We start from the raw sequence: 26,089 nt of genomic DNA, 5'->3' as shown, positions 1-26,089 counted from the left end.
CGAGGATGAGCGAGGAGACACGCAGCGAGACGTACGCGGAGCTGGCCGCGGTCGGCCCGTACGGGGTGCGGCCCGGCCACGCGCTGATCACCATGGTCGAACCGCACCCGGGCCACGAGTACGCGTACAACCGCTGGTACGAGGACGACCACTACTACGCCGGCGCCATGGCGATGCCCTGGATGTACGCGGGCCGCCGCTGGGTCGCCACCCGCGAACTCCAGGAACTGCGCGTCCCGGAGAAGTCCGCCGTCGCCCAGCCCGTCACCGCCGGCTGCTACCTCTCCACGTACTGGATCACCGAGGGCCGCTACGACGACCACATGAAGTGGACCGTCGGCATCAACAAGCGGCTCAACCGCGACGCCCGGGTCCACCAGGAACGGACCCACGTCTTCACCTCGTTCCAGGACCACGAGGTGACCGTCTACCGCGACGGCGCCGCCGGCCCCCGCGACTTCCACGCCCTCGACCACCCCTACGCCGGACTCGTCCTCCAGGTCGTCGACGCCGAAGGCCCCGAGCGCCGCGCGGAACTCCTGGAGCGGCTGCGCTCGCGCGAACTGCCCCGGCGACTGGCCGGCTCACCGGCCGCGATGGTCACCGTCTTCCGGCCGACCCCGCTGCCCGGCGACCGCATGACGTACGTGAAACAGGTCGAGGGCGTCGACACCCGGCTGACCCTGCTGTGGTTCCTGGAACAGGACCCGAGGGAATGCTGGCCGGCCCACTTCGCGGACCTGGACACACTCGGCGGCCCGAACGCCCGCGTCGAACTGGTGGCCCCGTTCATCCCGACGATCCCGGGCACGGACTTGTACGTGGACCAGCTGCGCTGAGCGGCCCGGGAAGGGCCGAGCCCCCTCGGCCAGGACGGCGGACCGGTCGAGAGGGCTCCTGCGTACTGCTGGTGGTGCTGGTCGTGCTGTTGCTGGTGCTGCTGGTCGTGCTGCTGGTCGTGCGCGAGACGGCTCGGGCGACGGGGCTCAGAGGGCCCCGTTGCTCACCTCGCCGACGAAGGCGTTCCACGATCCCGGTCCGAAAGAGAGGGACGGACCCTCGGGGGCCTTCGAGTCCCGGACCGCGATCGCGGTCACGAGGGGGGACTTCACTTCGACGCAGGCCCCGTTCCCTCCGGAGTACGAGGACTTCGTCCAGGTGTCGGTGCCACCCTGAATAATCGCCATGCTGCTCAGCTCCGGTTCTGCCAGTGGTTGTCGCGCCAACGTTCTTGCCGGCGTGATCGACGCTACTCGCCGGTCCGGGCCGGCGGGACCGGCGTTCACACGTCCGAGTGGCATATTCCAACTGAGCTTCCGTGGGAGCGATTACGCGGTGTACCGTACCCGCCCCGCTGTTTTCGCCTGGCTCCCCGCCGCACGGCCGGGGCGCCTGCCCCGACCTCAGCCCCGGGCGTGCTTCTTCACCATCTCCGAGATGAAGTCACGGGTCTGCTCGACGTTCAGCGCCTGCGCCCTGAGGTGCTCGTACATGACGCTGTACTTGCCGACGTCCTGCGCCTTCTCCAGGTACAGGTCGCTCGTCACGCCCTCGATGTAGACGACGCTCGAGTCCGACGTGTCCGGGAACTCCAGGATCGAGTACTGCCCGCTGATCCCCGGATGCGCACCCATCTCGAACGGGATCACCTGCACCGTGACGTGCGGCAGATGCGACTGTTCGATGAGGTGCTCCAGCTGCTCCACCATCAACTGCCTGCTGCCGACGATCCGGTGCAGCGCACCCTCGTCGATGACCGCCCACAGGCGCAGCGGACGCTCCTCGTCCCGGATCCGCTCCTGGCGACGGGTGCGGACGGTCACCCGCTTGTCGATCTCCGCCGGCGTCGACTCCGGGAGCGCGCCCGAGATCACGGCCTCCGCGTACGCGTGCGTCTGGAGCAGGCCCGGAATGATCTGCGGCTCGTACATCCGCAGGCTCTCGGCGTCCGTCTCCAGGCCGATGTAGACGCTGTACGGGATGTCGCCGAAGGCGTGCCACCAGCCCTGCTGGCGGGAGTCCTTGGCCATCTGCATCAGCGAGTCGACCATGCGCTCGTCCTCGACCTCGTACACGCCGCAGAGGTCGCGCACATCGCGCTGGCTGATGGACCGGCGGCCGTTCTCCAGCCGGCTGATCTTGGACTGGGAGACGAGGAGACGCTCGGCCACCTGCTCGGCCGTCATGTTCTTCGCTTCCCGGAGCTTGCGCAGCTCCTGGCCCAATCGGCGTCGCCTGACGGTGGGGTTGACGTTGGACGCCACGGAAACTGCACCTCCGGCTGTCTGCTGCGTAGCTGTGAGTATCTACCGCTTGGCAGACTGCCACCAATGGCCGGGCGTGCGCTGGAAAATGACCACAACGTATGCCGGGGTGCCCGCCGGGAACGCGCGTGTGCGGGGCGGCCGTCCTGACCGCCCCGCACACCTGTGCGGCTCCCGGGGTTGGTTCTTCGTGCGGGACGTACTAGTGCACCGCCGCGCGGACCATGCTGCCGCGAGGCTGCGCCGGGACACCCGCCGCGCTCCGGCGCGGCTGCGCCGCCGCGCCGTTCTGGACGTCCATCACGGCGTGCGCCACGAGTCCGCCCATCGGGTCGTGCCGGATCAGGTCGCGCAGCCGGGACCGCGACGACCGTCCTTCGTTGCCGGGGTAGAGGTGCTTCCCGAGACCGACCGCGTGGGCCAGCGCGGCAAGCGCCGCGGTCCGCGGGTCCGGCGGTACGCCGGTGCGGATCGCACTGTCCAGCCGGGAACGGATCTCCCGACTGATCGCCGTGTCCGTCGCCTGGTAGCGAGTCGTCGGCAACACCCCGCACATCTGGCCCTCCACGGCATGCACCATGCCGCATCGCTCCAGATGCGAGAGATACGTCTGGCGGAGCCCCAGTCGGGGTCCGCCGATCCAGTGGACGGCCCGGACCGGACTGCCACGCCTGCGCAGCAGTTCCAGTGCGGAGTCCAAGGTCGGATCTCCGGTCGGCCGTGGCATCACCACGGCGATACGATCCCCGTCAGGGGCTATCCGGCCTGCCAGCGCCAGCTCCACTAGCTGTGCACCGGCCAGACCGAGGTCGAGCGACTGCGGCTGCGCTGTGGTACCCGTGGTCGGGTCCAGAGCGAGCAGCAGAAGCTCCTCCGGAATGGTTCTGCGGCTCCTGCCCATCCATGCCTCCCCGCGTGGATGAATGACAGGGTGACCCCTCTCACATTCATCTGTCGAGAGTGCCTGGGTGGTTCATCCGGGAACCAGTAGGTATGTCGTTCTCGTCTAGCACGGGAGCCAAGGGGTTCACACAGGACACTGGTACACGGACCGGTACATGGTCCGTACGTATGCACGACGCATGGAGGAGGCACGGTGGCGGGCGAGTCCCCCGACAAGGCGGAGCAGCAGCAGGGGTCGTCGCAGGAGACGACGGCCTCGGGCGGCGGCAGGGATCCCCGGCTTTCCGTGCTCCGTGAGTCAGACGCCTCGTCGTCGGCTCCGGTTGCCGCGACCGCGTCCTCCTCGGTTCAGGTGGACCAGCCGACGGCGGTCTTCAAGACGCTTGCGCCGCGCACCCCGGAGGACGACGCGCCGGCGGCCACGCCTGCGTCGCCTTCGGAGGCGTCTTCCCCTTCGGAGTCGGAGTCGGAGTCGGGGTCGGGATCGGACTCGGAGCCCGAGAGCGAGCGTCTGAAGGCGGCGGTGGCCGCCTGGGTGGCCACGGCGGAGGAGCCGGGGGACTCGGAGGCGCCGGAGGCTGCTGAGGGCGCTGAGGGCGCTGAGGGGTCCGTGGAGGCCGACGAGGCCGATGAGGCCGATGAGGCCGACGAGGCCGACGAGGCCGACGAGGCCGACGGCGACGAGCCCGCGGTCGGGCCCGAGGGTGGCTCCGGCGACGAGCCGTCCGCCGACGCCGACGCCGACACGGACGGAGCCGACGAGTCCGTCGAAGCGAAGGAGACCACCCCGGAGTCCTGGTTCGCGGCGCGGAAGGCCGCTTCCGAGGCGCCCGCCGAGGACTCCTCCGCCGACGCCGACGCCCACGCCGGTGTCGAGGCCGATGTCGACGCTGCCGACGACGACGAGCCGGTCGACCAGCCGACGACCATGTTCAAGGCCGTCCGCCCGCCGGCCCCGCCCGTCGTGGACCAGCCGACGACCGCCCTGAAGCTTCCCCCGTCCCTGACCGGGGCCGGCGACTCCGACAGCGAGCGCACCAGCGTCTTCCTGCCGCTGCGGGCGGACATCCCCGCAGAGCAGAAGGCGGAGCAGGCGGCGGCGAAGGCGCAGGAGGCTCCGGCCGCGAGCGCCCCGGCCCCCGCGGCGCCGAAGGGTGCCAATTCCGCGCCGGCCGCCCCCGCCCCCGTACAGCCGCAGCCCCAGGCGTCCGGGCTGGCCGAGCCGGAGCGGACGCGGCAGCAGCCGCTCCCGCCGCTGCCCCCGCTCGACCTGCTCGCCGAGCTGACGAACACGCCGCCCCCGCCGCCCACTCCGCTGCGGACGACGATGCGCCGGGTGCGGATCTGGACCCCGCTGGTCCTGCTGCTCCTGATCGTCTTTGCGATCGTGCAGATGGTGCGCCCGCTTCCCGCGCCCGCGCTCACCCTCACGGCCGCGCCGACCTTCACCTTCGAGGGCGGTGAGCTGAAGCTGCCGTTCCCGGCCGAGGGGCAGGGTGCAGTCGAGGTCGAGGGCGTCGGCTCGATGGGCACGTACGGGGCGCAGAAGCCGGCCCCGATCGCGAGCGTCACGAAGACGATGACGGCGTACGTGATCCTCCGCGACCACCCGCTCAAGGGGAAGCAGCAGGGCCCCGAGATCGAGATCGACCAGAAGGCGGCCGATCAGGGCAAGGCGGAGCACGAGTCGACGGCGGCGGTCCAGAAGGGCCAGACGTACACGGAGAAGGAGCTCCTCGAGCTCCTCATGATCCCCTCCGCGAACAACGTGGCGCGGCTGCTGGCCCGCTGGGACGCCGGTTCGGAGGCCGCGTTCGTCGAGAAGATGAACGCCGCCGCGAAGCAGCTGGGCATGACCCAGTCGACGTACACCGACCCCTCGGGTCTGCTCGACAGCACGATGTCGACCCCGCAGGACCAGCTGAAGCTGGCGAAGGCGGTCATGCAGTACGACGTGTTCCGCGAGATCGTGAACATGCCGAACGTCACGGTCGACGGCATCCCCGGCCGCATCGAGAACAACAACAACATCCTGCTCAAGCCGGGTGTGAGCGGCATCAAGACCGGCTCCTCCACCCCCGCGGGCGGCAACCTCCTCTGGGCGGCGAACACCGTCGTCGACGGCCAGAACCGGCGCATCCTCGGCATCGTCATGGGCGCCAAGGACGCGGCGGAGCTCGGTAAGAAGCTCCAGCTCGCGATCGACAACAGCTACAAGATCATCCAGCAGGCCCAGGACGACGTCACCTCGGCGGCCGTGGTCCGCAAGGGCCAGGTCCTCGGCTACATCGACGACGGGCTCGGCGGCCGGACCCCGGTCGTGGCCACCAAGGAGCTCAAGGCCATCGGCTGGCCGGGCCTCCAGGTGAAGCTGGATCTCACCGACGGCGGCAAGGCCGTCCCGCACTCCGGCAAGGCGGGCGACATCGTCGGCCAGGTGTCGATCGGCACCGGTGCCGGCAAGGTCAGCTCCCCGGTCGCCCTCCAGGCGGACCTGGTGGAGCCGGGCTTCGACAAGAAGCTGACGCGGGTGGGCTGACGGGCTCCGGCCGCCGCGCTCGGACGACGTGCTCGGCCGCCGCGCTCGGGCCGACCGGCTGGGCGGGTAGGACGCCCCGGCAGCGGTACGACGCTCGGGCCGGCCCGCCACCCGCCACCCGCTTGGCCGGGCGCCCCGGATCTCCGGGGCGCCCGGCTGTTAGCGTTTCCGGGGGACGGGACGAGAGACGGGCAGCAGAGGAAGGGCCGCAGTGACCACCGCCGAGCCGACACGCGCACCGCAGACGCGGGCCGGGCAGCAGCCCGCCCGGGCCGTCCGCGTGACCTCCGCCGCCCCCGCCGTCCCCGCCGCCCCGGCCGTCGCCGATGCCGCCCCCGTCCCGGCCGCCGACGCCGGCGCCGCTTCGGACTCGGCCTCGGGCACGGCCTCCGGCGCGGCTTCCGACCGTGGGGACGGGGAACACTCTTCCCCTTCGCGAATAGTGCTCCCGGCGCAACGGCCCGCCCCGGCATCGAACGTCCCGGCCCCGGCCCGGGCACCGCGGCGGAAGCGTCGCTACACCGTCATGGCGGCCACCGGGCTCGCGGCCGTCACCCACATCCTGTGGTTCTTCTTCTTCGCGAACAGCGGCGGCGACCTCGCCGCCCAGGACGCGTGGGCGGAGTTCGTCGGCCGGCACCCGGACTCGGCGTACAACCTCGCCTGGTACGGCGGGATGCACCCCGTCTCGTACAGCGTCGTCTCGCCGTACCTGATGTCGTTGCTCGGCGTCCGCAGCACCATGATGGTCGCGGGGACGCTGTCGGCCGCGCTGACCGCGTTGATCCTGGTGCGGGTGCGGGCGGTCCGCAATCCGCTCGCCTGTTCGGTGGCGGCCGTCTTCGCGTTCCTGTGCAACGCGCTGTCGGGGCGGGTGACGTTCGGCCTCGGCATGATGTTCGCGCTGGGCGCGGTCGCGGCCGTGTTCTGCTGGCCGCACCGCTGGCGCCGCAAGCGCTGGGCGAAGGCCGCGGTGGCGGCGCCGCTCGCCGGCCTCGCGACGGCGTGCAGCCCGGTCGCGGGACTGTTCCTCGGGGTCGCGGCGGCGGCACTGTTCCTGAACCGCCGGCGCCCGGGCGCGTACGCCCTGGGTCTCGCCCCGGTCGCGGTGGTCGCCCTCTCCTCCTGGCTGTTCCCCTTCTCGGGCACCCAGCCGATGGCCTTCGGCTCGACGGCGCTGCCGCTGGCCTTCGGCGTCCTCGTCTTCGTCCTCGTCCCCAGGGACTGGCGCACGGTCCGGACGGCGGCCGCGGTCTACACGATCGGCACCCTGCTGACGTGGCTGATCGACTCGCAGATCGGCTCGAACATCTCGCGGCTCCCGATGCTCTTCGCGGGTGTCGCGCTGCTCGCGGCCCTGCCGTACACGGCGCCGCGCTCCCGCCGCTGGTACGCGCTGCTGCTCGCCTTCGCCGGCCTGAACTTCTGGATCGGCTTCAAGGGTGTCGACGACGTGATCCGCACCGCCCCGGACGCCTCCTGGGCGCGCGAGCTGGCGCCGCTGATCAACCAGCTCCAGGTACGGGACGCGGGCAAGGCGCGGGTGGAGGTCGTTCCGGCGTCGAGCCACCGCGAGTCCTCGGCGCTGAGCCCGTACATCAACCTGGCGCGCGGCTGGAACCGCCAGGCGGACATGGAACGCAACCCGCTCTTCTACGACGACACCCTGAACGCCGTGAACTACGAGGAGTGGCTGGACCGCTGGGCCGTCCACTTCGTGGTGCTGCCGACGGGCGCCCCCGACTCGGGCGCCGAGCAGGAGGCGGAACTGGTCGGCGAGGGCCTGCCGTACCTGAAGCAGGTCTGGTCGGACGAGAACTGGCGCCTGTACGAGGTCGAGAACCCGACCCCCCTCGCGGACCCGCCGGCCGAGGTGCAGAGCGCCGAGGAGAACGAGGTCGTGATCCGCGTGGGTACCCCGGGCCGGGTCCTGATCCGCGTCCCGTACTCCCCGTGGCTCGCCCTGGTGGACGAGAACGGCGGCAAGGTCGAGCCCCCGCAGGAGACGGAGGCCTCGAAGCTGGCCCGCGAGGAGTCCGAGACGGACCTCCCCAAGGTCTTCGCCAACGAGAAGGGCTGCCTCTTCAAGGCGGAGCCGGACCGGGAGGGCGACGAGTGGACCGAACTGGTCGCCCCGAAGCCCGGCGTCTACCGCCTGGCGGCCCCGTACAAACTCTCCCGGGGAACCCCGTGCCCCCAGGAACTCCGCTGACGCCCTGAGGCCGCGCGGCAGCCCGCTGGACATCGCTGGCGACTAGATGTCGCCGGCGACGATGGAGTGGGCGGCGTCGCCGACCTTGGTCCAGGTGAGTCCGAAGCCGTCGTAGCGCTGGACGGCGTCCCGGGCCGGGGTCAGCTTGTACACGCTGTCGGTGGCGACGGCGAAGGAGGCGCCGGCGGTGCCGATGGGCCGCCAGCTGCCAGGCTCGCCGACGTAGGCCGCCGGGTCGCCCGCGCCGGGACCCGTGGCGACGAGTCCCCGTCCCCAGTCCCCGGCGTAGATCTCGCCGGCGGCGCCGCCGACCTTGGTCCAGGAGCTGTTCTGGCCGTCGTACCGGTAGACGGCGTCCTTGCTCGGGGTGAGTCCGTAGACGGTGTCGGTGGCGACGGCGAAGGTGGCGCCCGCGCTTCCGATGTACTGCCAGTCGTCGGGGGTGCCGAGGTAGCGGTAGAGGTCGCCGGAGCTGGGGTTGGTGGCGACGAGTCCCCAGGCGCCGGCGTAGATCTGGCCGGCGGGGCCGCCGATCCGGGTCCAGGAGGCTCCGGAGCCGTCGTACCGGTAGACGGCGTCCCTGCTGGGGGTGAGTCCGTAGACGGTGTCGGTGGCGACGGCGAAGGTGGCGCCCGCGCTTCCGATGTACTGCCAGTCGTCGGGGGTGCCGAGGTAGCGGTAGAGGTCGCCGGAGGTGGGGTTGGTGGCGACGAGTCCCCAGGCGCCGGCGTAGATCTGGCCGGCGGGGCCGCCGATCCGGGTCCAGGAGGTCCCGGAGCCGTCGTACCGGTACACGGCGTCCCTGGCTGGAGTCAGTGCGCAGATGTTGTCGGCCACCTTCGTCCGGGCCCGGATCACCTGCGCGCACACCGGGCAGAACGGAGCGCTCAACTCCCGCATCTTGCAGTTGTGTTCGGGCCGGTAGGCGCCGCAGTGGTAGTAGTGGGCGCCCTCGAAGCAGCCGACCGTTCCGGCGGGGACCGTGCTCGGCCGGGAATCCACCGTCGCGCAGTCCGGGTTGGACATGGTGGGCAGGGGCGTGCTCGGGCCGATCGCCCAGCCCCACTTCACCGAGGAGCGGTCGGTCGTCAGCGTGACGTTCGGCTCGGACGGTTCACCGGCAGGGTGGTGGTCGTGCCCGGTCTCGCCGCCGCCGGCGTAGTACGCGTACTCGTCGGCCAGTCCGTACGCCGTGTGCCCGATCTCGTGCAGGGCGATCTCGGTCGCTCCGTCCGCGAGGGAGTACGTGCCGACGGAGCCGCCGCTGCCGCCGTAGACCGTGGAGTTGACCACGACCAGCGCGACGGTGAACTCCGGGACCTGGACGGCGGCGGTCTGGAGAACCAGCGAGCTGTCGCAGACCAGCAGCCGTCGGATGCCGTTCGCGCCGAACCGGGAGTCGAAGTACGTGCGGGCCGTCGCGCCGGTGCCGCCGGAGCCGGCCGGATCGTCGGCGCCCGAGTCGGTGGAGGTGACGTTGACCCGCCAGATGTTGACCGCCCGCCCGATCCTGTCGTACGGCGGGGTGGTCGTCATCGCGGTCACGAAGCTGGTGCAGGCGGTGTCGAACGCGGTCTGCTCGGCGGCGGTGAACCCGTCGCCGAGCAGCACGAGGGTGAAGGCACGGTTGCGGGGCGCCGTTCCGTGGATCCGGGTGCTGCCCAGGACGGTGCCGTCGGAAGTGGTCATGACGGTCAGCTATCGCTCGAGCCGGAAGGTGGCGAGGTCGACGTCGCGCGCCGCAACGGCAGGCGGAGCCGCCTCGCGGCCCGGGGGCGCGACACGGACCACGGCGACCTCGGCGGCCTCGGCCGGCGCGGGAACGATCACGGTGAACGCGCCGCGCGCCTCCACGTCCACCCGGACGACCGGCTCCGCGTGGTCCTCCGGAAAGACCTCGGCACTCTCCCGGAAGGCCCCCCGCGCGGGCACCCGCTCAAGGCTCCGCCCCTGGTCGTCCCGCGTCTCCACGACATACCCGGCCCGGCCCTCGGCACCGGAACCACGGACGACCGTGTCCACCGGCTGCTGAAGGACAAGCCGCACGTCGTCCCCCTCATACTCGAAAACGAGCCGCACAGCCGCACTACCGGCCACTCCCTGCGGGTTGCTCATGACGAGCCCTCTTAGGCGATACGAGCAAGAGAAGCGCCGACGCGACGCGAAGCGATATGAGCCGTACGGCCCCGTCGGGGACCGGACGGGAAGAGAACCGAGGGCCCCGGAAGGAACACGAGCTGAGCTACGCCGATACCTGCTGATACGTACAGATACGTGGTGCCCGGGGCGCATACAAATTCTATCCCCGGCCGGATGCGGGTGCCCGTTCGCCAAGGCGGTCGGCCATGGACCGATCGCTACCCTGTCCGCATGATCCCGCAGGACAACCGCCAGTTCCCCGCCGCGCTCGCCGCCGCCATGAAGGTCCGGCTCGCCCGCTTCGGTGAGGACGGTGTCGACTTCGAACCCCGCGAGTCCTTCCTCAGCGCCGACGAGACGACGGACTGGTTCCGGGCGTGGACAGGCAACGGCGACCTGAACGGCGATGCGTTCCGCGTCTTCGGCCAGGACGGCACCGGCGGGTACGCGGCGTTCTGGCTGATCCGCCCGGGGCGAGAGCTGGTCGAACAGCCTGTCGTCTTCCTGGGCTCCGAAGGGGAGACCGGAGTGGTGGCGCGCGACCTCGGCGCGTTCCTGTGGCTGCTGGCCGGCGGCCTCGGTCCCTGGGAGGCTGCCACCACGTACGACCCCGAGCCCGGCTGGGTGCCGAGGATGGACGAAGACCTGGCGGCTATCGCAGAACGGCACGCTCCCGACCGGCAGGCCTCGGCACAGACGATCATCGCGGAGGCCTCACAGGAGTTCCCCGACTTCGACGACATGATCATGGGGCTGTGTCGCTGAACCCGTGTGAACTGCCACTCCTCAACGCCGCGCCGACACCGCCCGTGCCCGCAGCCGTGAATGTCAAAGGGCGCCTACGAAGATCCGTAGGCGCCCTTTGCCTATGTGCCCCCGGCAGGATTCGAACCTGCGACACCCGCTTTAGGAGAGCGGTGCTCTATCCCCTGAGCTACGAAGGCGGGGCTGTCGGTCGTCTCGCCTCCCGGGCGGGGCCCCGAAGGTCGACTGACCGCTGACAGCCTAGCGGATCGGCGTTGGGGAGGTCTCCCCTGCGGTCGGCGGGCGCGGGCGCGCCCATCGACCCGACCGATCACGCGACCCAGCGCGGTGCCCCTCAGCATGTGGTGCCGCGTAAGGCATGGAACATCGCGGGTGCCGCGATCCCATGAATGGGGAGAGGTACGTGCCTCGGTGGCCGACAGCGAGGTCGAAGGGGAGCGGACCGAGCGGGAGACCGTGTTCGCGGACCCGGTCGGGGCGACGTTCACCCTGGAGAAGTCGATCGTCCCGGTGCGGGTGGAGACCGGGAGTGGCTGGACGCGGCCCGACGCGACTCTGGTGCGTCGCGAGGACGGGGGATCATATGGCCGACGTCTACAGCAATGAAAGGGCGAGGCGAGTAGGAATATGCGAATAGGGAATTCTGATGGGTGATCGTCGCCGAAAGTTCATCCTTGGATGGTCATTGATCGCAGGCGTGATCGTCCTGGCGGTTGTCTCAGGCGCCCTCTTCTTCCTGCTGAGGTCGAGTAATCCTCCCCTCGCCATGAGTGATGTGGAAGGCGTATGGCGAGCGGAAGGTGGAGAAAAGGCCCGGGTGTTGATCCGGGTGGATGGGACGGCGGATCTCGCCGACGTGCCGGATGGATGCCTTCCTGGCGGTGGAGGGCACTACTCAGGCCCCGCGAATTGGGAGTTCGATACCGTCCTGGATGAGTCGCCAGGGGTTCGCTTCACTTACGAACGGCCTGACGCGTCCGAGTGCAGCGTCTACTTCGCCGTGCCGAAGCCGGGGGAGGGGTACTTCATCGAAGACCGAGAAGAAGTGAACTACGTGCGCGATTCAGGCGGCTCGAAGTAACGGGGAGCCGTTCGATGGTGGCGAGCGTTGAGGTGGGCTGCCCGCTGGGCGGTGTCGAGCGGTAGTGGGCGGCGTCACGCAGAACCCCCGCCGGGGTGCCCGCCCGGGTGCCCGGCGGGGGTTCTGGCGTTCTGTCGGCGCTTTTGTCCTCGATTCTTCTCCGGTGAGTGGCTCGGGCGTGGGGGCCGGATGCTGTGATCAACGTCACGGTGGGGGGTGGTGATCACGCATTGCTTGTTCGGAATAGGGGATTCCCCCGAAGGTTTTGCGGCGCGGAGAATGACTGGAAAGCGTCATCTGGGTTGGCGCGGATCTGGGGTTGCGGAGTGGATCGGGGTGCGGTGTGGGCCGGAGTGGGGAGTGGAGGGTGGCCGGTTATCGATCGTCGAGGGGCTGGTGGAATGGTGGCAGACGGGGCGATAGAGGACTTCGTGCGTGGTGGCGGCGATTCTGTGTCCTGGTGTCGCTCTTCGTGATCGGCGGGGCTCCTGGGCCGCCCGTAAAGATTGCTCTCCGTCCTCACGTATGACCTAGGTTCCTGGTGAGGGTCTCAGGGGGCCCTTGGGGCGGGGTGAGGTGCGGTGGGGGCCGGGGTGGGGTGGGAACGGGGGATTCCTTTTGCCTGTCCGGGGTCTCGGCGGCCTTCCGTTCCGGATTCTCTTATCGCGAGGGAAGGAACTCCATGGCCGACGAGATGGTGCAGCGCGCTCAGAGATTCATCAATGTCACCTATGGGAACGGCGCCACCCTCGGCATTTCCAAGCTGGAGGAGAACGGGCGCACCGGATGGACCGTCATGTACGCGCTCACCCGTGCGCTCCAGTACGAGATGGGCATCTCGTCCCTGTCGAACAGTTTCGGGCCCGGCACGCTCGCGGCCCTCGGGGAGAAGTACGGCAAGGTCGACGAGACCACCGTGCCGTCTGCGAACTTCTGCCGGATCATCCAGTCGGCGCTCTACTGCAAGGGCTACGACGGCGGTGACATCGACGGGACGTACAACTCCCGCGTCAAGGCCTCGGTCGCGCAGCTGAACGCCAACATGGGCGTCAGCGGCACCTATCCGGGCACCTCCCTGTGGCCGAAGGTCATCAAGGGGCTGTTCAACATGGACGCCTACGTCACCGTCAACGACGGCTCGGACGTCGTCCGGTCCATCCAGCAGTGGCTGAACGGCCGTTACGTGCTGCGCAAGGACTACTACGTCATTCCCTGCGACGGCCACCACTCCCGTGACGTCGCCAAGTCGATGCTGCTGGCCATCCAGTACGAGCTGGGCATGGCCGACGGCGTCGCCAACGGTGCCTTCGGGCCAGGCACCCAGGCCGGTCTGAAGAGCCACACCCTCTCCACCGGTGCCTCCGGCGTGTGGGTCCAGCTCTTCACCGCCGCCATGGTGCTCAACAAGCGCCCGGTGTCGTTCTCCGCCACGTACACCTCCGCGCTGGCGAGCAGCGTCAGCACCTTCCAGTCCTTCATGAAGCTCGCCGCCAACGGGCAGGCCGACTTCCCCACCTGGTCGTCCCTGCTCGTCTCGTACGGCGACCAGAGCCGGCAGGGCGGCGCCTGCGACGGCGTCACCAAGATCACCCCGGCCCGCGCCCAGGCCCTGAAGGCCGCCGGCTACTCGATCGTCGGGCGCTACCTCTACAACCCGTCCACCACGGACCTGCCGGAGAAGGAGATCCAGCCCGGCGAGCTGGAGACCATCAAGGCCGCCGGTCTGCGCTGCTTCCCGATCTACCAGACCTGGGCGCGGTCGGTGGACTACTACAGCGTCGCCCAGGGCGTCACCGACTGTATGAACGCCGCGTTCAAGGCGGAGGAGCACGGCTTCAAGCCGGGGGCGCGGATCTACTTCGCCGTCGACTACGACGCGGTGAACGACGAGGTGACCTCGCACATCCTGCCGTACTTCAAGAGCGTCCGGGACACCATGGTCCGGCTGGGCAGCCCGTACAAGATCGGGGTCTACGGCCCCCGCAACGCCTGCTCCCGCGTCTCCGCGCAGGGCTACGCCGAGACCAGCTTCGTCTCGGACATGTCCTCCGGTTTCTCCGGCAACCTCGGCTACGCGATGCCGGAGAACTGGGCCTTCGACCAGATCGTCACCAAGTGGGTCGGCTCCGGTGACGGCCGGATCGAGATCGACAACAACATCGTCTCCGGACGCGACCCCGGCCAGGGCGACTTCTACCCCACTCCCGCGCAGAAGATGGACACCGGCTTCGACCTCTCCCTGCGGGCCTCCCTGCTCAAGGAGGTCAAGGACTACATGGCCTCGATCGGGAAGCCCGGCGGCACCGGGCGGATCTACACCCTCGACGAGTGCATGGACACCATCCTGAGCCACGACGCGGCGATCACCTCCGCGTCGCGCCGCTACCGGATGCGCAAGGCGCTCATCCAGACCACGGCGTTCTGGGAGTTCTGCCACTACAGCTACAAGGACGTCGGCGAGGACGCCAGCGTCGTCATGTACCACACCGGGGTCATCCCGGACTGGGGCAAGGACCTGCCCATCGTCGAGAACCTCGTCGACAGCAGCACCGGCGTCGCCAAGATCTCCGGCCGTACGTGCATCCTGTCGCGGAACAACTCGATCCGTGCCGGTCTCCTGGAGGGAGACATCCTCGACCCGACCTCCAACGCCGACCGCTGGGCCATGTGGCAGAAGGTCAACCAGGACAACGTGTTCAACCTGAGCACCGTCCCGCACCTCCACATCTGGGCGGCCGACGGCAAGCAGGGCGACCACGCCGAGACCCCGATCCGCCGCCCCGCCCTCGACTACACCGACGCGGAGGTCTTCCAGGTCCTCCGCCGTTACCAGGGCTGGGGCGATCTCGCCGAGGCGCACGCCCAGGAGCGCATGCCGCTCTACGCCATCTTCGAGAAGTTCAACCGCGTCGTCCGCGGGGGCTGACGGCCCGTGGTCATGGTTCCCCCTCAGCTCGTCCTCGCCTCCGATCCCTGGCAGGGGCACGACGTCGGCGGGCTGTTCGTCGGCCTGTTCGCCGGTGCGGCGGTCCTCGTGGGTCTCACCGTGTACCTGGCCTCGCGGCTCGCGCCGGCGAACTTCCGCCGGTACACGCCGGTCCGGGTCTGCCGCGACGTGTCCCTGCTTGCGGTCGCCCTGGGGAGCGCCCTCTACGTGTGGGGCCTGTTCCACCTGCTCCTCACCGACGAGCAGGACCAGGCCGAGGAGTGCGAGCTGCGGAGACCGGCGGGCGTCGCGCGACTCGTGGGTCTGCGGGGGGACTTCGTCCCGCTGCGGCTCGTCTGCGAGACGCCGAACGGCCATGACTACGACGTCGTCGTCCCCGGCTACATCAATCCGTCCCTCACCGTTCTGCTGCTGCTCGCGCTCGCCGGCGCCGTCGCCGCCGGCCTGCTCCACCGCGGGCAGCGCAGCTCCACACGGAAGAAAGGCTGAGCCGTTGAGCACCTCCCGAAGCACCCGTACCTCCGGCACCTCGGGCACCACCTCTGGCACCTCTGGCACCTCTGGAAGCACCCGTACCTCCGGCGTCACCCGTAGGCACACCCTCATCGCCGCCGCCGGCGTCACCGCCGCCGCGGGCCTCGCCGGCACCGGTCTCCTCGCGAGCCCCGCCGCGGCCGCGACCCCGTCCGCGGCCCCCGCCCCGGTCGCGCCGGAGCCCTTCAGGAACGACGCCCTGAAGGCGGCGCTCCGGCGGGCCGAAGCCCGGCGCCGCCGACTCGACACCGGCCGCCCCTCGGCCAACGGCTGGGAGATGCAGAAGGCCGTCGACGCCCACGGCGACATCGTCACCCGTGACGTCCCCGGCACCGGGCTGAGCGTCGAGGTGCGCTCGGGCGAGGCGGAGGCGCTCCTCGTCCACGTGGTCCGCCGCTTCCACTACGAGGTGGACGCGCTCGACCGCGACGAACCGGGCGCCCTCGTGGGCTGGGTGCCGCCGGCGTCGGTACGGGACAGCCGCCGCCCCGAGTCCAACCAGGCCTCCGGCACCGCCGTCGTCATCCGGCCGGGCTCCTACCCGGCGGGCGCCCGGGGCGCCTTCACGGCCGGACAGCTGCTCGTCCTCCGCGACATCCTCGCCGACACCGAGGGCGTCGTCCGCTGGGGCGGCGACGACCGGCGTCCGTACGAGGGGCTGTTCTACCTCGACGTGGAGCCGGGTGACGCACGGCTCGCCCGGGTCGCGGCCACCGTCCGCGCCTGGGCGGAGACCCCGAGCGCCGGTGCCGGGGTGGTCCCCGACGTGACGGCGCCCGCCCGCCGCCGCAAGGCCGCCCGCTTCGCCTGATCCGCCGCGCTGTAGGGCCGTGCGGCCCGCGCCGTACGGCCCTGCGGTCCGCGTGGTTCCGGCTTCCTCGGGGCCGGAACCGCGCGGGGTTGACCTCGTGCGGGCAGCGGCATAGCGTCGCCGCGCAGGGTGAGCAGGCGCTTAGGAGGCCTCGTGGTGGAAGCGCGACTGACCGCGGACGGCGCGCCCTTCGCGGTGCGCGACGGGGTGTACGCCTCCGGGCCGAGCACCCTGCGGGAGTTCGTGGAGGCCGTCTGGGGCTACGGGGACCGGGTGTTCCTGGTGTCCGAGGGCGGCACGACGACCTACCGGGAGTTCTTCGACGCGGCCTGCGGGCTCGCGCGGCGGCTCTCCGGGGAGTACGGGCTGCGGCCGGGCGACCGGGCCGTGGTCGCCATGCGGAACCGTCCCGAGTGGCAGATCGCCTTCTGGGCCGCGCAGCTCGCCGGGCTGGTCGCCGTACCCCTGAACGCCTGGTGGACCGAGGACGAGTTCGCGTACGCCCTCGACGACTGCGCTCCCGGCGTGCTGCTCGTGGACGAGGAGCGGGCCGGGCGGGTGCGGGAGTGGGCCGTACGGAACGACGTCCCCGGGATCGTGTTCCCGGAGGGGACGGAGCCCGCCCCGTCCGGTGGCGCGGAGTCCGTCCCGTCCGGTGGCGCGGAGTCCGTCCCGTCCGGTGGCGCGGAGTCCGTCCCGTCCGGTGGCGCGGAGTCCGTCCCGACCGGTGCCGCGGAGTCCGTCCCGACCGGTGCCGCGGAGCCCACCCCGGCCGGTGCCGCGGAGCCCACCCCGGCCGGTGGCCGTTTCGTCCGTTACGTCCCCGACACCGACCCGTTCCTCGGGCCGCCCCCCGTCGACGTCCTGCCCGAGCACGACGCCACCATCATCTACACCTCCGGCACCACCGGCCGTCCCAAGGGCGCCGTCGCCACCCACCGGGCGCAGGCCGGGGCCGCCATGAACCCCCGGTACTTCGCCGCCGCCGCGGCCCTCGCGCGCGGGGAGGTGCCCGGGACCGGGCCCGCGCCCGTCTCGCTGACCACGTTCCCGTTCTTCCACGTCGCCGCGTTCACCTCCTTCTACGCGGTGATGGCGGCCGGCGGGACCCTCGTCATGATGCGGAAGTGGGACGCCGGCCGGGCCCTGGAGCTGATCAGGGAGCACCGCGTCACCCACTACGCGGGCGTCCCGACCACCGCCCTCCAGCTGCTCGACCTGGCCCGCGCCACCGGCGACGGCCTCGACAGCCTCACCCTGCTCAGCACCGGGGGCGCCGCCGCCCCACCGGGCATCGTGGCGGGGATCACCGCCGGGTACGGGGAGCGCCTGGAGCCCCGCAACGGCTACGGGCTGACCGAGACCAGCGGCGGTGTCCTGTCGAACGTGGGCGCCGAGTACCGCGCCCACCCCGGGAGCGTCGGCCGGCCCTCACCCGTCACCGAGGTACGGATCGAGGCGCCCGGTGCCGAGGGCGTCGGCGAACTGTGGCTGCGCGGGCAGTCCCTGGTCAGGGGGTACTGGGGGAACGAGGAGGCGACCCGTGCCGCGTTCACCGAGGACGGCTGGTTCCGGACCGGGGACCTGGCGCGGGTGGACGCGGGGGGCCGGGTCAGCATCGTCGACCGGCTCACCGACATGGTGATCCGCGGCGGCGAGAACGTGTACTGCGTGGAGGTCGAGGGCGTGCTGCAGCAGCACCCGGACGTCGTGGACGCGGCCGTCCTCGGCGTGCCGCACCCGCTGCTCGGCGAGGAGGTCGCGGCGGTGGTGCGGCTGCGGCCCGGCGCCGCCGTGGGCGTCGAGGAGCTGCGTGCGCACGTGGGTGCCCGGCTCGCCGCGTTCAAGGTGCCCGCGCACGTCCTCGTACGGGAGGAGGAGCTGCCCCGGAACCCGACCGGGAAGATCCTCAAGCGGCAGCTGCGGGACGACGTGCGCGGCGGCCCGTCCGGCGCGGGCCGGGCCGTCAGTTCCGCGTGATCCGCACCCGGTACGTGCCGTTCGCGTCCTCGTCGAGGACGTTGATCCGGATGCCGTTGGCGCGGTCCGTGAACGTCTCTCCCGGGCGGTAGGGCGCGTCCGACAGCTCGGCGTGGACGTTCGCCCGGCGGGTGCAGCCGCCGCTGGCGTGCTCGCTGTCGGAGACGGTGACCGGGCCGTGGCCGGTGTCGACGTCGGACTCCACGCGGTAGACGAGGACGCCCTGTTCGCAGACCGCCTCGTCGTTGCCGCCCTTGCTGCGGACCTCGACGGCGTAGCCGGAGGTGCCGGAGAGCGGGACGAAGGCGAGTTTGGGTCCGCCCGCGACCGCGAGCGGGGTGAGGCTGTAGTCGCCGGTGCCGGTGCCGGACACGCAGCTGATCTGGTCGTTGTCGAGCCAGCCCAGCTTCCACTTGTGCCAGCCGAGCAGGTCGTTGTTGGCGCCCCAGTCCTCGGACATGATGTCCCAGTGTCCGACGGTCCCGCCGCCGTCCGAGGTGTAAAGGTCGGGCAGGCCGAAGACGTGGCCGTTCTCGTGCGGCAGGACGCGGTAGCCGGTCTCGGCGAAGCTGCCGGAGCCGTCGTCCTGGCGGCTGTAGACGAAGGACGTGTTGGCCAGGGGCACCCCGTCCGCGTACGGGGCCTCGTCGTTGCCGGAGAAGGTCACGGACAGGACGGTGTCGAGGGCGGAGGGCCCGGCGTTCGGCGTGACCAGGATGTTGACCAGGTCGTAGGCACTGAAGTCCACCCTCCGGTCGGCCGCCTTCACGATGTCCTCGACGAGGGAGCGGTACCCCGGTTCGTACGGTGAGCCGCGCTCGATCCCGTACGCCGAGAACGCCTTGGGCATCCTCAGCCAGTCGGGTATCGGGGCTTCGGCGGCGTACCGCAGCCGTCCGTACGAGCTGATGCGGAACCAGTCGGCGGTCTGCGGGAAGAACTCGCGGAAGCGGCTCATCGCCGTGCCGTCCCCGGGGGAGTCGGGGAAGTCGATCATCAGGTTCAGGGCCCTGACCTGGCCCGTGGAGCGCACATAGCCGGGGGCGGTGGGCAGGCCCTCCGACATCTGCACGCCCAGGGTGGTGGTGATGCGGCAGGGTCCCAGCTGGGCGCTGCCCGGTGCGGCGGCGACGGGGCCCGCCGAGGCCGGGGCGGGCCCCGGCAGGGTGGTGCTCGCGGAGGCGAGCAGCGTGAGGGAGAGCGCCGTGGTCGCGGCCAGGGCGACGGGTCTGCGTATCCGTCGGCGGGGGTGCTGCATACGGTCGCCTCTCCGGTGGGGGCAGGTAGGCGGCACGGCCCCCTCCGGTTCGTACGGGGGTCGCGCTGTGCGATCAGCCTGTGACGAGAGGTTCCGGCGCGCGCGCCGGGTGGCCCGATCGTGGGTATTCCGGAGCGGTGGATGCATGTGACTCAGGTCACATGCGCGCGGGGAAATAACCGGGGACTGGGTCCCCGTTTAGGACTGTGTTGAACGAAGTGGGGAGTGCTTCCCCGGATCCCCATTCGGACCTCAGGGTCCGGCCCGATGCCCCCGAATGATCCTCAGAGGAGGTCGTGGCGTGACCAGCACCGTCGCCGATTCCGCGCCCGCCGCCCGCCGCGTGCCCCGTCCGCGCGCGGACGCGCTGCGCAACCGCGAGCGGCTCGTGACGGCGGCCCGCGAGATGTTCGTCGAGTTCGGCGCCCAGGTGCCCTACGACGAGATCGCGCGCCGGGCCGGCGTCGGGAACGCCACGCTCTACCGGAACTTCCCGGAGCGCACCGACCTCGTCCGCGAGGTCGTCCTCTCCAGCATGGCCCGCGTCACCGATCTCGCCGAGCGGGTCATGGCCGAGGAGGCGGACACCTTCGCCGCGCTCCGGCGCTTCACCCACGGCGCCGCCGACGAGCGGATCGGCGCCCTGTGCCCGATGCTCGACGGCGCCTTCGACAAGGACCACCCCGACCTCACGGTCGAGCGTGAGCGCCTGGAGGAAGCCGTCCAGTCGCTCGTCGACAGCGCCCAGCGGGCCGGTCGGCTCCGCTCCGACGTCGGTGTCGGGGACCTGATGGTGGCGGTGTCGCAGCTGACCCGTCCGCTGCCGGGCACCGCCTGCGGGAACTTCGACCAGTTCGTCCACCGTCACCTGCAGCTGTTCCTCGACGGCCTGGAGGCGCCCGCGCGCTCCGAACTGCCCGGGACGGCCGCCACCCTGGAGGACCTGAGACGCGACTGCCCGTCCCGCACGACGTCGTGACGCCGACGTGACGCCGACCGCGATGCCGACCGCGACGCCCTAGGCCCGTCCGGGCCCGCCCGCCTTACGAACTCAGCAACTTACGAACTCAGCAACTTACGCACCCTTTCCACCAGTTCACCGGTTTTTCACCAGTACGCGCCAAGAGGTGGCTACCCCCATGCCGAAAATCCCCGACAACACCGTGACCCACCCCGACCCGGGCCGCTGGAAAGCGCTCGTCTTCATCGCCCTCGCCCAGCTGATGGTCGTCCTCGACGCGACCATCGTGAACATCGCGCTGCCCTCCGCCCAGCAGGACCTCGGGATCTCGGACGGCAACCGGCAGTGGGTCATCACCGCCTACGCCCTCGCGTTCGGCGGACTGCTCCTCTTCGGCGGCCGCATCGCCGACCTGTGGGGACGCAAGCGCACCTTCGTCGTCGGTCTGATCGGCTTCGCCCTCGCCTCCGCCCTCGGCGGCGCCGCGACCGGCGAGGCCATGATGCTGGGCGCCCGCGCGCTCCAGGGCGCCTTCGGCGCGCTCCTCGCGCCCGCCGCGCTCTCGCTGCTCGCCGTGACGTTCACGGACGCCAAGGAGCGGGCCAAGGCCTTCGGCATCTACGGCGCGATCGCCGGTGGTGGCGGCGCCGTGGGTCTGATCCTCGGCGGCTTCCTCACCGAGTACCTGAACTGGCGCTGGACCTTCTTCGTCAACATCCCGTTCGCCATCGTCGCCGCCGTCGGCGCGTACCTGGTGATCCGCGAGCCCGCGGGCGGCCGCAACCGCTCCCCGCTCGACATCCCCGGCGTGATCCTGTCCACCCTGGGCCTGGTCGCGCTCGTCTACGGCTTCACCCGCGCCGAGTCGGAGGGCTGGAGCGACACCGGCACCATCGGCCTGTTCGTCGGCTCCGCCGTGCTGCTCCTCGCCTTCGTGCTCACCGAGGCGAAGGTGAAGTCCCCGCTGCTGCCGCTGCGCGTCCTGACCGACCGCAACCGCGGCGGTGTCTACCTCTCGCTGGGTCTCGCCGTCATCGCGATGTTCGGCCTGTTCCTCTTCCTGACCTACTACCTGCAGGTCGTGAAGGGCTACTCGCCGGTCATGACGGGCTTCGCGTTCCTCCCGATGATCGCGGGCATGATCATCGGCTCCACCCAGATCGGTACGCGGCTGATGACCCGCGTCCCGCCGCGCCTGCTCATGGCCCCCGGCTTCCTGACCGCCGGTGTCGGCATGCTGCTGCTCACGCAGCTGGAGGTCGGCACCTCGTACGCCGGTCTGATCCTGCCGGCGCAGCTGCTGCTCGGCCTGGGCATGGGTACGGCGTTCATGCCGGCGATGTCGCTCGCGACGCTCGGCGTGGACCCGCGGGACGCCGGTGTGGCCTCCGCGATGGTCAACACCTCGCAGCAGGTCGGCGGCGCCATCGGTACGGCCCTGCTGAACACGATCGCCGCCTCGGCGACCACCGCCTACCTGACCGACCACGCGGCGGGCGCGACCACCCCGGCCGGGCAGAAGCTGCTCCAGCTCCAGGGCATGGTCGAGGGCTACACCGCGGCCATCTGGTGGGCCGTCGGCATCCTGGTCGTCTCGGCCGCGATCGCCTTCACCCTGATCAACACCGGGAAGCCGGACATGGGAGTCGTCGCCGGGTCCGGCGCGGACGCGGAGGACGAGGTGAAGGTGCCGGTCATCGCGCACTGATCCCGCCCGTGCGGGGCATCCCGCCCCCCGCCCTGCCCTGGTTCCGCTGTTCGTCAGCGGAGCCAGGGCAGGTCCGCGTCCGGGCCCTGGGGTTCGAGGCCCTCGGCCATGACGCGCATGATCGTGCCGAGCTGTTTCACCTGTTCGGGGGACAGCCGGTCGAAGAGGGCCTGGCGTACGGCCGCCACGTGGCCGGGGGCGTTCCGCCGGAGGACCTCCATGCCCTCGTCCGTGAGCTGGGCGAACTGGCCGCGCTTGTCGGAGGGGCAGTTCTCGCGCCGTACCCAGCCGTTCTTCTCCAGCCGGGCGACCGCGTGGGAGAGCCGGGAGCGGGTGATCTTGGCGCTCCTGGCCAGCTCGGTCATCCGCAGCCGGCGGCGCGGGGCCTGGGAGAGCTGGACGAGGAGTCCGTAGTAGACGTGCGGCATTCCGGCGTCGCGTTGCAGCTGGCGGTCGAGGTGGTCCTCCAGCAGCGTGGTGGCGTGCAGGTACGAGCGCCAGACGTGCTGCTCCTCGTCGCTGAGCCAGCGTGGTTCGGTCATGTCTCCCATGGTGCCCATCGTACGACTCGTCCTTGAAAGTTGAACTACATAGGTCTACGGTGTAGAGCGGGACGCTTGAAGTTTCAAGAACCTCAGGAACTACGTCGGAAACCGGAGGTGGTCGCCATGGACGCCACGCTGGAACGGATGCCCGCCCTCTACCTCTCCCACGGCGCCCCGCCGCTCGCCGACGACCCCGTCTGGCCCGGCGAACTCGCCGCCTGGTCCGCGGACCTTCCGCGCCCCAAGGCCATCCTGATGGTCTCCGCGCACTGGGAGGAGGCCCCCCTGGCCCTCGGTGCCACCGAGACCGTCCCCCTCGTCTACGACTTCTGGGGCTTCCCCGAGCATTACTACCGCGTCCGGTACGCGGCCCCCGGCGCCCCGCGGCTCGCCGAATCCGTCCGGAAGCTGCTGCACGGCCCCGGCACGCCCGTCCAGGACATCCCGGACCGCGGCCTCGACCACGGCGCGTACGTACCGCTCGTCGAGATGTTCCCCGGCGCCGACATCCCCGTCCTCCAGATCTCCATGCCCACCCTCGACCCGCGCCGCCTCATGGACATCGGGCGCAAGCTCGCCCCGCTCCGCGACGAAGGCGTCCTGATCGTGGGCAGCGGCTTCTTCACCCACAACCTCGCCGCCCTCCGCCACACCGGCGGCGGGGTGCCGGGCTGGTCGGCCGAGTTCGACGCCTGGGGGCACGAGGCCCTCGCCGCCCACGACGTCGACGCCCTGCTCGACTTCGAGCACAAGTCGCCGGCCGGACGCCTCGCCCACCCGCGTACGGAACACTTCGCGCCGCTCTTCGTCACGATGGGCGCGGCGGACGCGGCCGGGGACCTCGACGCGGAGCGCTCGGTGATCGACGGCTTCTGGATGGGCCTCGCGAAGCGCTCGGTGCAGTTCGGATAGCCACCGGCAGGACGCCTCCTAGAAGACCGGCGGGTTCAGCTCGACCGAGCGGTTCGCGGCGGCGAGCGCGAGCGGGTCGCCGACGTCGAGCGCCGTGTCGGTGAACTTGATCGTGTGGTCGTCGCCGTGCGCCGCCGCCCGCTCGAAGACCTCCTCGGCGGTGAGCGGCACCGGGCCGTACGCGACGGGCTCCGGCGGGGTGTACGCGGCGGTCACCGCGGCCGAGGCCGTCCACGCGGCCGCCAGGCTCGGCACCCACAGCTCGCGGGGGAGCGCGGGCAGGGCGCGCAGGACCGCGTTCGGCGCGGTCGCCGCGTGCACCAGCATGACCGGCTCGCCGTGACCATGGGTCGCGTACCGGCGGGTGGCCGCCGCCACCAGCTCGGTGAGCAGGCCCTTCGCCGTGTCGGGATCCGCGGCCGCGCCCCAGACCGGGAACGCCGTCACCTGGTCGAGCCGGGTCCTGAACGGGCCGTCCTGCACCGCGATCGGCGGTACGGCGTCGAGCGCGGCGGCCGCCGTCGGCGCCACGGCCAGCGGGGTGAGCGGGGGCAGCGGGAGGCTGCGGGCCGCCCAGTAACCGAGGGAATGGGCCAGCTCGGCGAGCCGGGGGGCGGTCGCGTCCCCGGGGGACAGCATGGTGCGTACGGCGTGGCCGGTGCGGATCACCGGGTGCGTCGACCCGCCCGCGATCCCCGGCAGCAGCCGGGGCCACCACTCGGCGAGCACCTCACGCCAGGGGCGTTCGTCCAGCTCGCGGCCGAAGAAACGGGTCCAGTCGGTGCTCCGGGCCGGGTCGCCGAGCGCTTCGCGCCAGTCGCCGGCCGTCACCGGCCGGGACGCGGGCGGCGGCTCCTCCAGCTTGTGGGCGTAATGGTCCAGCCAGCGGTGCACGGTCGCGGCCTGGCCGTTGCGCACCAGGGCCTCCACGGCCATCGGGGCGTGGTTGGTGAGCCGGCCGAGGCGCTCGGGGCCGGTGGCGTGGAGGCGTTCGAGGGCCTCGTCGAGAATTCCGGTCGCGTCGGGCGCGGGGGCGGGGACGGTGGACGTGTGCGTGCCGGATGCGTCGCTCATGGGGGCGACGCTAGGGCGGGCCGGCGCGGGGCGGAACGGGCTCAGGACCTAGTCCGCGAGGCCCAGCCGGGCCTGGTCCGAGCGGCCGACACCCGCTACGGCCCCAGCCGGGCAACCCCGGCGGCAGAACCGACGTCTGAAGGAACAGACGGCGCCGCATGTGATCGCGGTCTCACCGACGGAGTGGTCGGGAGCCCCGCGAGCGGCGCCGGAAAACCCTCCGTGCCCGGTCTGACCTGCACCTCCGTGGGTTCCCCAGGCATGCCCGCAGGGGCGGCGGCAGCGCAGGATACTGCATGATCGCGAAAATCCATGTGCCGGGTGGGAATTCTGTCCTGATTCCAGTCGTTGTTTCCGTCGGATGCAGGGCACCCGAAAGGGTGTCGCGACCTACTCAGCAAGGGAGCACGCATGGCAACCCGTGCCGTCGCCCGTCGTCAGACCTCCGCCACGAGCGGGGCCGCACGGGCAAGCAGCGTTCGCGCCGTGGGCGGGGAGATCGCCGACCGCGACCTGGTCGGCATGTACCTCGACGAGATCGCGCGCACGCCCCTGCTCGACGCCGCCAAGGAGGTCGAGCTCTCCCAGACGATCGAGGCCGGGGTGTACGCCCGGCAGATACTCGACGGAGAGGTGGAGAGCGAGGCGGCCGGCGCCTCCCGCGAGGAGCTCGAAGCGCTCTACGCGGCGGGCGAGCGTGCCAAGGACCTCTTCATCAAGTCCAACCTGCGGCTCGTCGTGGCCGTCGCCCGACGCTACCCGCGCAGCGGACTGCCGCTGCTCGACCTGATCCAGGAGGGGAACGCGGGCCTGGTGCGCGCGGTCGAGAAGTTCGACTACGCGAAGGGCTTCAAGTTCTCCACGTACGCGACGTGGTGGATCCGCCAGGCCATCACCCGGTCCATCGCCGACCAGTCGCGGACGATCCGGCTGCCCGTCCACCTGGTCGAGGAGCTCGGCCGGATCCGGCGGGTGCAGCGCGAGTTCAACCGGGAGCACGGCCGCGAGCCGGAGCCGGCGGAGATCGCGGCCGAGCTGGACACCAAGCCCGAGCGGGTCGTCGACGTCCTGGACTGGGCCCGAGACCCGGTCTCGCTGAACATGTCGGTGGACGACGAGGGCGAGACGCAGTTCGGCGACCTCCTGGAGGACACGTCGGCGGTCTCGCCGGAGCAGTCGGTCCTCACGCTGCTGCGCAGCGAGGAGCTCGACGACCTCATCGACAAGCTCGACCACCGGACGGCGTCCATCATCCGCATGCGGTACGGGATCGAGGACGGCCGCGAGCGGACGCTGACGGAGGTCGGCAAGGAGCACGGCCTGACGCGCGAGCGGATCCGCCAGATCGAGAAGCACGCGCTCCTCGAACTGAAGAAGATGGCCCACGACACGGGCTTCGACGCGGTGGCCTAGAGCGGCCGGCGGCCCGGGGCGAGCCGGGGCCCGGGGCGGTCGC

General features: G+C 71.1%; 23 protein-coding genes and 1 tRNA gene. 14 read left to right on the top strand and 10 right to left on the bottom strand.

What is annotated here, in order from left to right; all coding sequences use genetic code 11:
• Positions 1–5 precede the first annotated feature (5 nt).
• Positions 6–839 (top strand): hypothetical protein, encoded by an 834-nt coding sequence (locus DEJ43_RS15335; protein ID WP_015034282.1) that lies wholly within the window; start codon positions 6–8, stop codon positions 837–839.
• Between the two features lie 147 nt (positions 840–986).
• Here DEJ43_RS15335 and DEJ43_RS15330 read toward each other — a convergent pair whose 3' ends face one another.
• The 4 genes from DEJ43_RS15330 to DEJ43_RS38110 all read right to left on the bottom strand — a co-directional run bounded on the left by DEJ43_RS15330 (position 987) and on the right by DEJ43_RS38110 (position 3,710).
• Complete coding sequence (locus tag DEJ43_RS15330; RefSeq protein ID WP_015034281.1) at positions 987–1,187, bottom strand: DUF397 domain-containing protein; 201 nt, start codon at positions 1,185–1,187, stop codon at positions 987–989.
• A 216-nt stretch (positions 1,188–1,403) separates the two neighbouring features.
• The gene (locus DEJ43_RS15325) at positions 1,404–2,264 is read right to left on the bottom strand and encodes a helix-turn-helix domain-containing protein (protein ID WP_150160765.1); all 861 of its coding nucleotides are present in this window, start codon (positions 2,262–2,264) and stop codon (positions 1,404–1,406) included.
• 202 nt (positions 2,265–2,466) lie between these two features.
• Entirely contained in the window at positions 2,467–3,165 is a 699-nt protein-coding gene (locus DEJ43_RS15320; protein ID WP_015034279.1) for a GOLPH3/VPS74 family protein, read from the bottom strand.
• A 350-nt stretch (positions 3,166–3,515) separates the two neighbouring features.
• On the bottom strand, positions 3,516–3,710 hold the full coding sequence (locus DEJ43_RS38110) for a hypothetical protein (RefSeq protein ID WP_234285193.1): 195 nt from the start codon (positions 3,708–3,710) through the stop codon (positions 3,516–3,518).
• Positions 3,711–3,777: 67 nt separating this feature from the next.
• Here DEJ43_RS38110 and DEJ43_RS15315 point away from each other — a divergent pair, with 67 nt between their 5' ends.
• Positions 3,778–5,706: a D-alanyl-D-alanine carboxypeptidase family protein gene (locus DEJ43_RS15315; RefSeq protein WP_244322129.1), complete on the top strand. Its 1,929-nt coding sequence runs from the start codon at positions 3,778–3,780 to the stop codon at positions 5,704–5,706.
• 211 nt (positions 5,707–5,917) lie between these two features.
• Entirely contained in the window at positions 5,918–7,918 is a 2,001-nt protein-coding gene (locus DEJ43_RS15310; protein WP_041662510.1) for a hypothetical protein, read from the top strand.
• Positions 7,919–7,960: 42 nt separating this feature from the next.
• Here the strand turns inward: DEJ43_RS15310 and DEJ43_RS37790 are convergent, their stop codons facing one another.
• Together DEJ43_RS37790 and DEJ43_RS15295 are read right to left on the bottom strand one after the other, a co-directional pair.
• Positions 7,961–9,607 carry a M64 family metallopeptidase gene (locus DEJ43_RS37790; RefSeq protein WP_015034276.1) on the bottom strand — a complete coding sequence of 549 codons (1,647 nt, stop codon included), beginning with the start codon at positions 9,605–9,607 and terminating at the stop codon, positions 7,961–7,963.
• Positions 9,608–9,616: 9 nt separating this feature from the next.
• Positions 9,617–9,964, bottom strand: coding sequence for a hypothetical protein (locus DEJ43_RS15295; RefSeq protein ID WP_181399471.1), 348 nt, complete (start codon positions 9,962–9,964; stop codon positions 9,617–9,619).
• Between the two features lie 324 nt (positions 9,965–10,288).
• Between DEJ43_RS15295 and DEJ43_RS15290 the strand changes: the two genes are divergently transcribed.
• A complete protein-coding gene (locus tag DEJ43_RS15290; RefSeq protein ID WP_015034273.1) occupies positions 10,289–10,822 on the top strand; it encodes a hypothetical protein in 534 nt (177 codons plus the stop codon).
• Positions 10,823–10,928: 106 nt separating this feature from the next.
• Here DEJ43_RS15290 and DEJ43_RS15285 read toward each other — a convergent pair.
• Positions 10,929–11,001 (bottom strand) — tRNA-Arg (locus tag DEJ43_RS15285).
• 232 nt (positions 11,002–11,233) lie between these two features.
• On the opposite strand from DEJ43_RS15285, the gene DEJ43_RS15280 reads away from it, so the two are divergent.
• From DEJ43_RS15280 to DEJ43_RS15255, 6 genes are all read left to right on the top strand, one after another.
• Positions 11,234–11,428 (top strand): hypothetical protein, encoded by a 195-nt coding sequence (locus DEJ43_RS15280; RefSeq protein WP_041662509.1) that lies wholly within the window; start codon positions 11,234–11,236, stop codon positions 11,426–11,428.
• A 40-nt stretch (positions 11,429–11,468) separates the two neighbouring features.
• Positions 11,469–11,903 carry a hypothetical protein gene (locus DEJ43_RS15275; RefSeq protein WP_145953709.1) on the top strand — a complete coding sequence of 145 codons (435 nt, stop codon included), beginning with the start codon at positions 11,469–11,471 and terminating at the stop codon, positions 11,901–11,903.
• A 682-nt stretch (positions 11,904–12,585) separates the two neighbouring features.
• A complete protein-coding gene (locus DEJ43_RS15270) occupies positions 12,586–14,829 on the top strand; it encodes a glycoside hydrolase domain-containing protein (protein WP_015034269.1) in 2,244 nt (747 codons plus the stop codon).
• A gap of 12 nt (positions 14,830–14,841) precedes the next feature.
• Positions 14,842–15,339 carry a hypothetical protein gene (locus tag DEJ43_RS15265; RefSeq protein ID WP_015034268.1) on the top strand — a complete coding sequence of 166 codons (498 nt, stop codon included), beginning with the start codon at positions 14,842–14,844 and terminating at the stop codon, positions 15,337–15,339.
• Positions 15,340–15,454: 115 nt separating this feature from the next.
• Complete coding sequence (locus DEJ43_RS15260) at positions 15,455–16,195, top strand: hypothetical protein (RefSeq protein WP_041663962.1); 741 nt, start codon at positions 15,455–15,457, stop codon at positions 16,193–16,195.
• A gap of 153 nt (positions 16,196–16,348) precedes the next feature.
• On the top strand, positions 16,349–18,175 hold the full coding sequence (locus tag DEJ43_RS15255) for a class I adenylate-forming enzyme family protein (RefSeq protein WP_106433718.1): 1,827 nt from the start codon (positions 16,349–16,351) through the stop codon (positions 18,173–18,175).
• On the opposite strand, the gene DEJ43_RS15250 is transcribed toward DEJ43_RS15255, so the two are convergent.
• Positions 18,162–19,433, bottom strand: a complete 1,272-nt coding sequence (locus DEJ43_RS15250; RefSeq protein ID WP_015034265.1) for a M6 family metalloprotease domain-containing protein — start codon at positions 19,431–19,433, stop codon at positions 18,162–18,164. The genes DEJ43_RS15255 and DEJ43_RS15250 overlap by 14 nt on opposite strands.
• A 301-nt stretch (positions 19,434–19,734) precedes the next feature.
• On the opposite strand from DEJ43_RS15250, the gene DEJ43_RS15245 reads away from it, so the two are divergent.
• Together DEJ43_RS15245 and DEJ43_RS15240 are read left to right on the top strand one after the other, a co-directional pair.
• Positions 19,735–20,412: a TetR/AcrR family transcriptional regulator gene (locus DEJ43_RS15245; protein ID WP_015034264.1), complete on the top strand. Its 678-nt coding sequence runs from the start codon at positions 19,735–19,737 to the stop codon at positions 20,410–20,412.
• A 160-nt stretch (positions 20,413–20,572) separates the two neighbouring features.
• Positions 20,573–22,102, top strand: coding sequence for an MFS transporter (locus DEJ43_RS15240; RefSeq protein ID WP_015034263.1), 1,530 nt, complete (start codon positions 20,573–20,575; stop codon positions 22,100–22,102).
• A 53-nt stretch (positions 22,103–22,155) separates the two neighbouring features.
• On the opposite strand, the gene DEJ43_RS15235 is transcribed toward DEJ43_RS15240, so the two are convergent.
• Entirely contained in the window at positions 22,156–22,644 is a 489-nt protein-coding gene (locus DEJ43_RS15235; RefSeq protein WP_015034262.1) for a MarR family winged helix-turn-helix transcriptional regulator, read from the bottom strand.
• A gap of 126 nt (positions 22,645–22,770) precedes the next feature.
• Between DEJ43_RS15235 and DEJ43_RS15230 the strand changes: the two genes are divergently transcribed.
• Positions 22,771–23,559: a dioxygenase family protein gene (locus tag DEJ43_RS15230; RefSeq protein ID WP_015034261.1), complete on the top strand. Its 789-nt coding sequence runs from the start codon at positions 22,771–22,773 to the stop codon at positions 23,557–23,559.
• Between the two features lie 18 nt (positions 23,560–23,577).
• On the opposite strand, the gene DEJ43_RS15225 is transcribed toward DEJ43_RS15230, so the two are convergent.
• Entirely contained in the window at positions 23,578–24,633 is a 1,056-nt protein-coding gene (locus DEJ43_RS15225) for a questin oxidase family protein (protein ID WP_015034260.1), read from the bottom strand.
• Between the two features lie 411 nt (positions 24,634–25,044).
• On the opposite strand from DEJ43_RS15225, the gene DEJ43_RS15220 reads away from it, so the two are divergent.
• On the top strand, positions 25,045–26,046 hold the full coding sequence (locus DEJ43_RS15220) for a sigma-70 family RNA polymerase sigma factor (RefSeq protein WP_015034259.1): 1,002 nt from the start codon (positions 25,045–25,047) through the stop codon (positions 26,044–26,046).
• Positions 26,047–26,089 lie beyond the last annotated feature (43 nt).

This window comes from Streptomyces venezuelae ATCC 10712 (assembly GCF_008639165.1).
Classification (GTDB): Bacteria; Actinomycetota; Actinomycetes; order Streptomycetales; family Streptomycetaceae; genus Streptomyces; species Streptomyces venezuelae.
This window is presented reverse-complemented; position numbering and strand designations above follow the sequence as displayed.

Bases quoted from the DNA above. Each gene is read 5' to 3' on its own strand.
- DEJ43_RS15335 (WP_015034282.1), top strand. From the start codon at position 6: ATGAGCGAGGAGACACGCAGCGAGACGTACGCGGAGCTGGCCGCGGTC.
- DEJ43_RS15330 (WP_015034281.1), bottom strand. From the start codon at position 1,187: ATGGCGATTATTCAGGGTGGCACCGACACCTGGACGAAGTCCTCGTAC.
- DEJ43_RS15320 (WP_015034279.1), bottom strand. From the start codon at position 3,165: ATGGGCAGGAGCCGCAGAACCATTCCGGAGGAGCTTCTGCTGCTCGCT.
- DEJ43_RS37790 (WP_015034276.1), bottom strand. From the start codon at position 9,607: ATGACCACTTCCGACGGCACCGTCCTGGGCAGCACCCGGATCCACGGA.
- DEJ43_RS15290 (WP_015034273.1), top strand. From the start codon at position 10,289: ATGATCCCGCAGGACAACCGCCAGTTCCCCGCCGCGCTCGCCGCCGCC.
- DEJ43_RS15275 (WP_145953709.1), top strand. From the start codon at position 11,469: ATGGGTGATCGTCGCCGAAAGTTCATCCTTGGATGGTCATTGATCGCA.
- DEJ43_RS15270 (WP_015034269.1), top strand. From the start codon at position 12,586: ATGGCCGACGAGATGGTGCAGCGCGCTCAGAGATTCATCAATGTCACC.
- DEJ43_RS15265 (WP_015034268.1), top strand. From the start codon at position 14,842: ATGGTTCCCCCTCAGCTCGTCCTCGCCTCCGATCCCTGGCAGGGGCAC.
- DEJ43_RS15250 (WP_015034265.1), bottom strand. From the start codon at position 19,433: ATGCAGCACCCCCGCCGACGGATACGCAGACCCGTCGCCCTGGCCGCG.
- DEJ43_RS15240 (WP_015034263.1), top strand. From the start codon at position 20,573: ATGCCGAAAATCCCCGACAACACCGTGACCCACCCCGACCCGGGCCGC.
- DEJ43_RS15235 (WP_015034262.1), bottom strand. From the start codon at position 22,644: ATGACCGAACCACGCTGGCTCAGCGACGAGGAGCAGCACGTCTGGCGC.
- DEJ43_RS15230 (WP_015034261.1), top strand. From the start codon at position 22,771: ATGGACGCCACGCTGGAACGGATGCCCGCCCTCTACCTCTCCCACGGC.
- DEJ43_RS15225 (WP_015034260.1), bottom strand. From the start codon at position 24,633: ATGAGCGACGCATCCGGCACGCACACGTCCACCGTCCCCGCCCCCGCG.
- DEJ43_RS15220 (WP_015034259.1), top strand. From the start codon at position 25,045: ATGGCAACCCGTGCCGTCGCCCGTCGTCAGACCTCCGCCACGAGCGGG.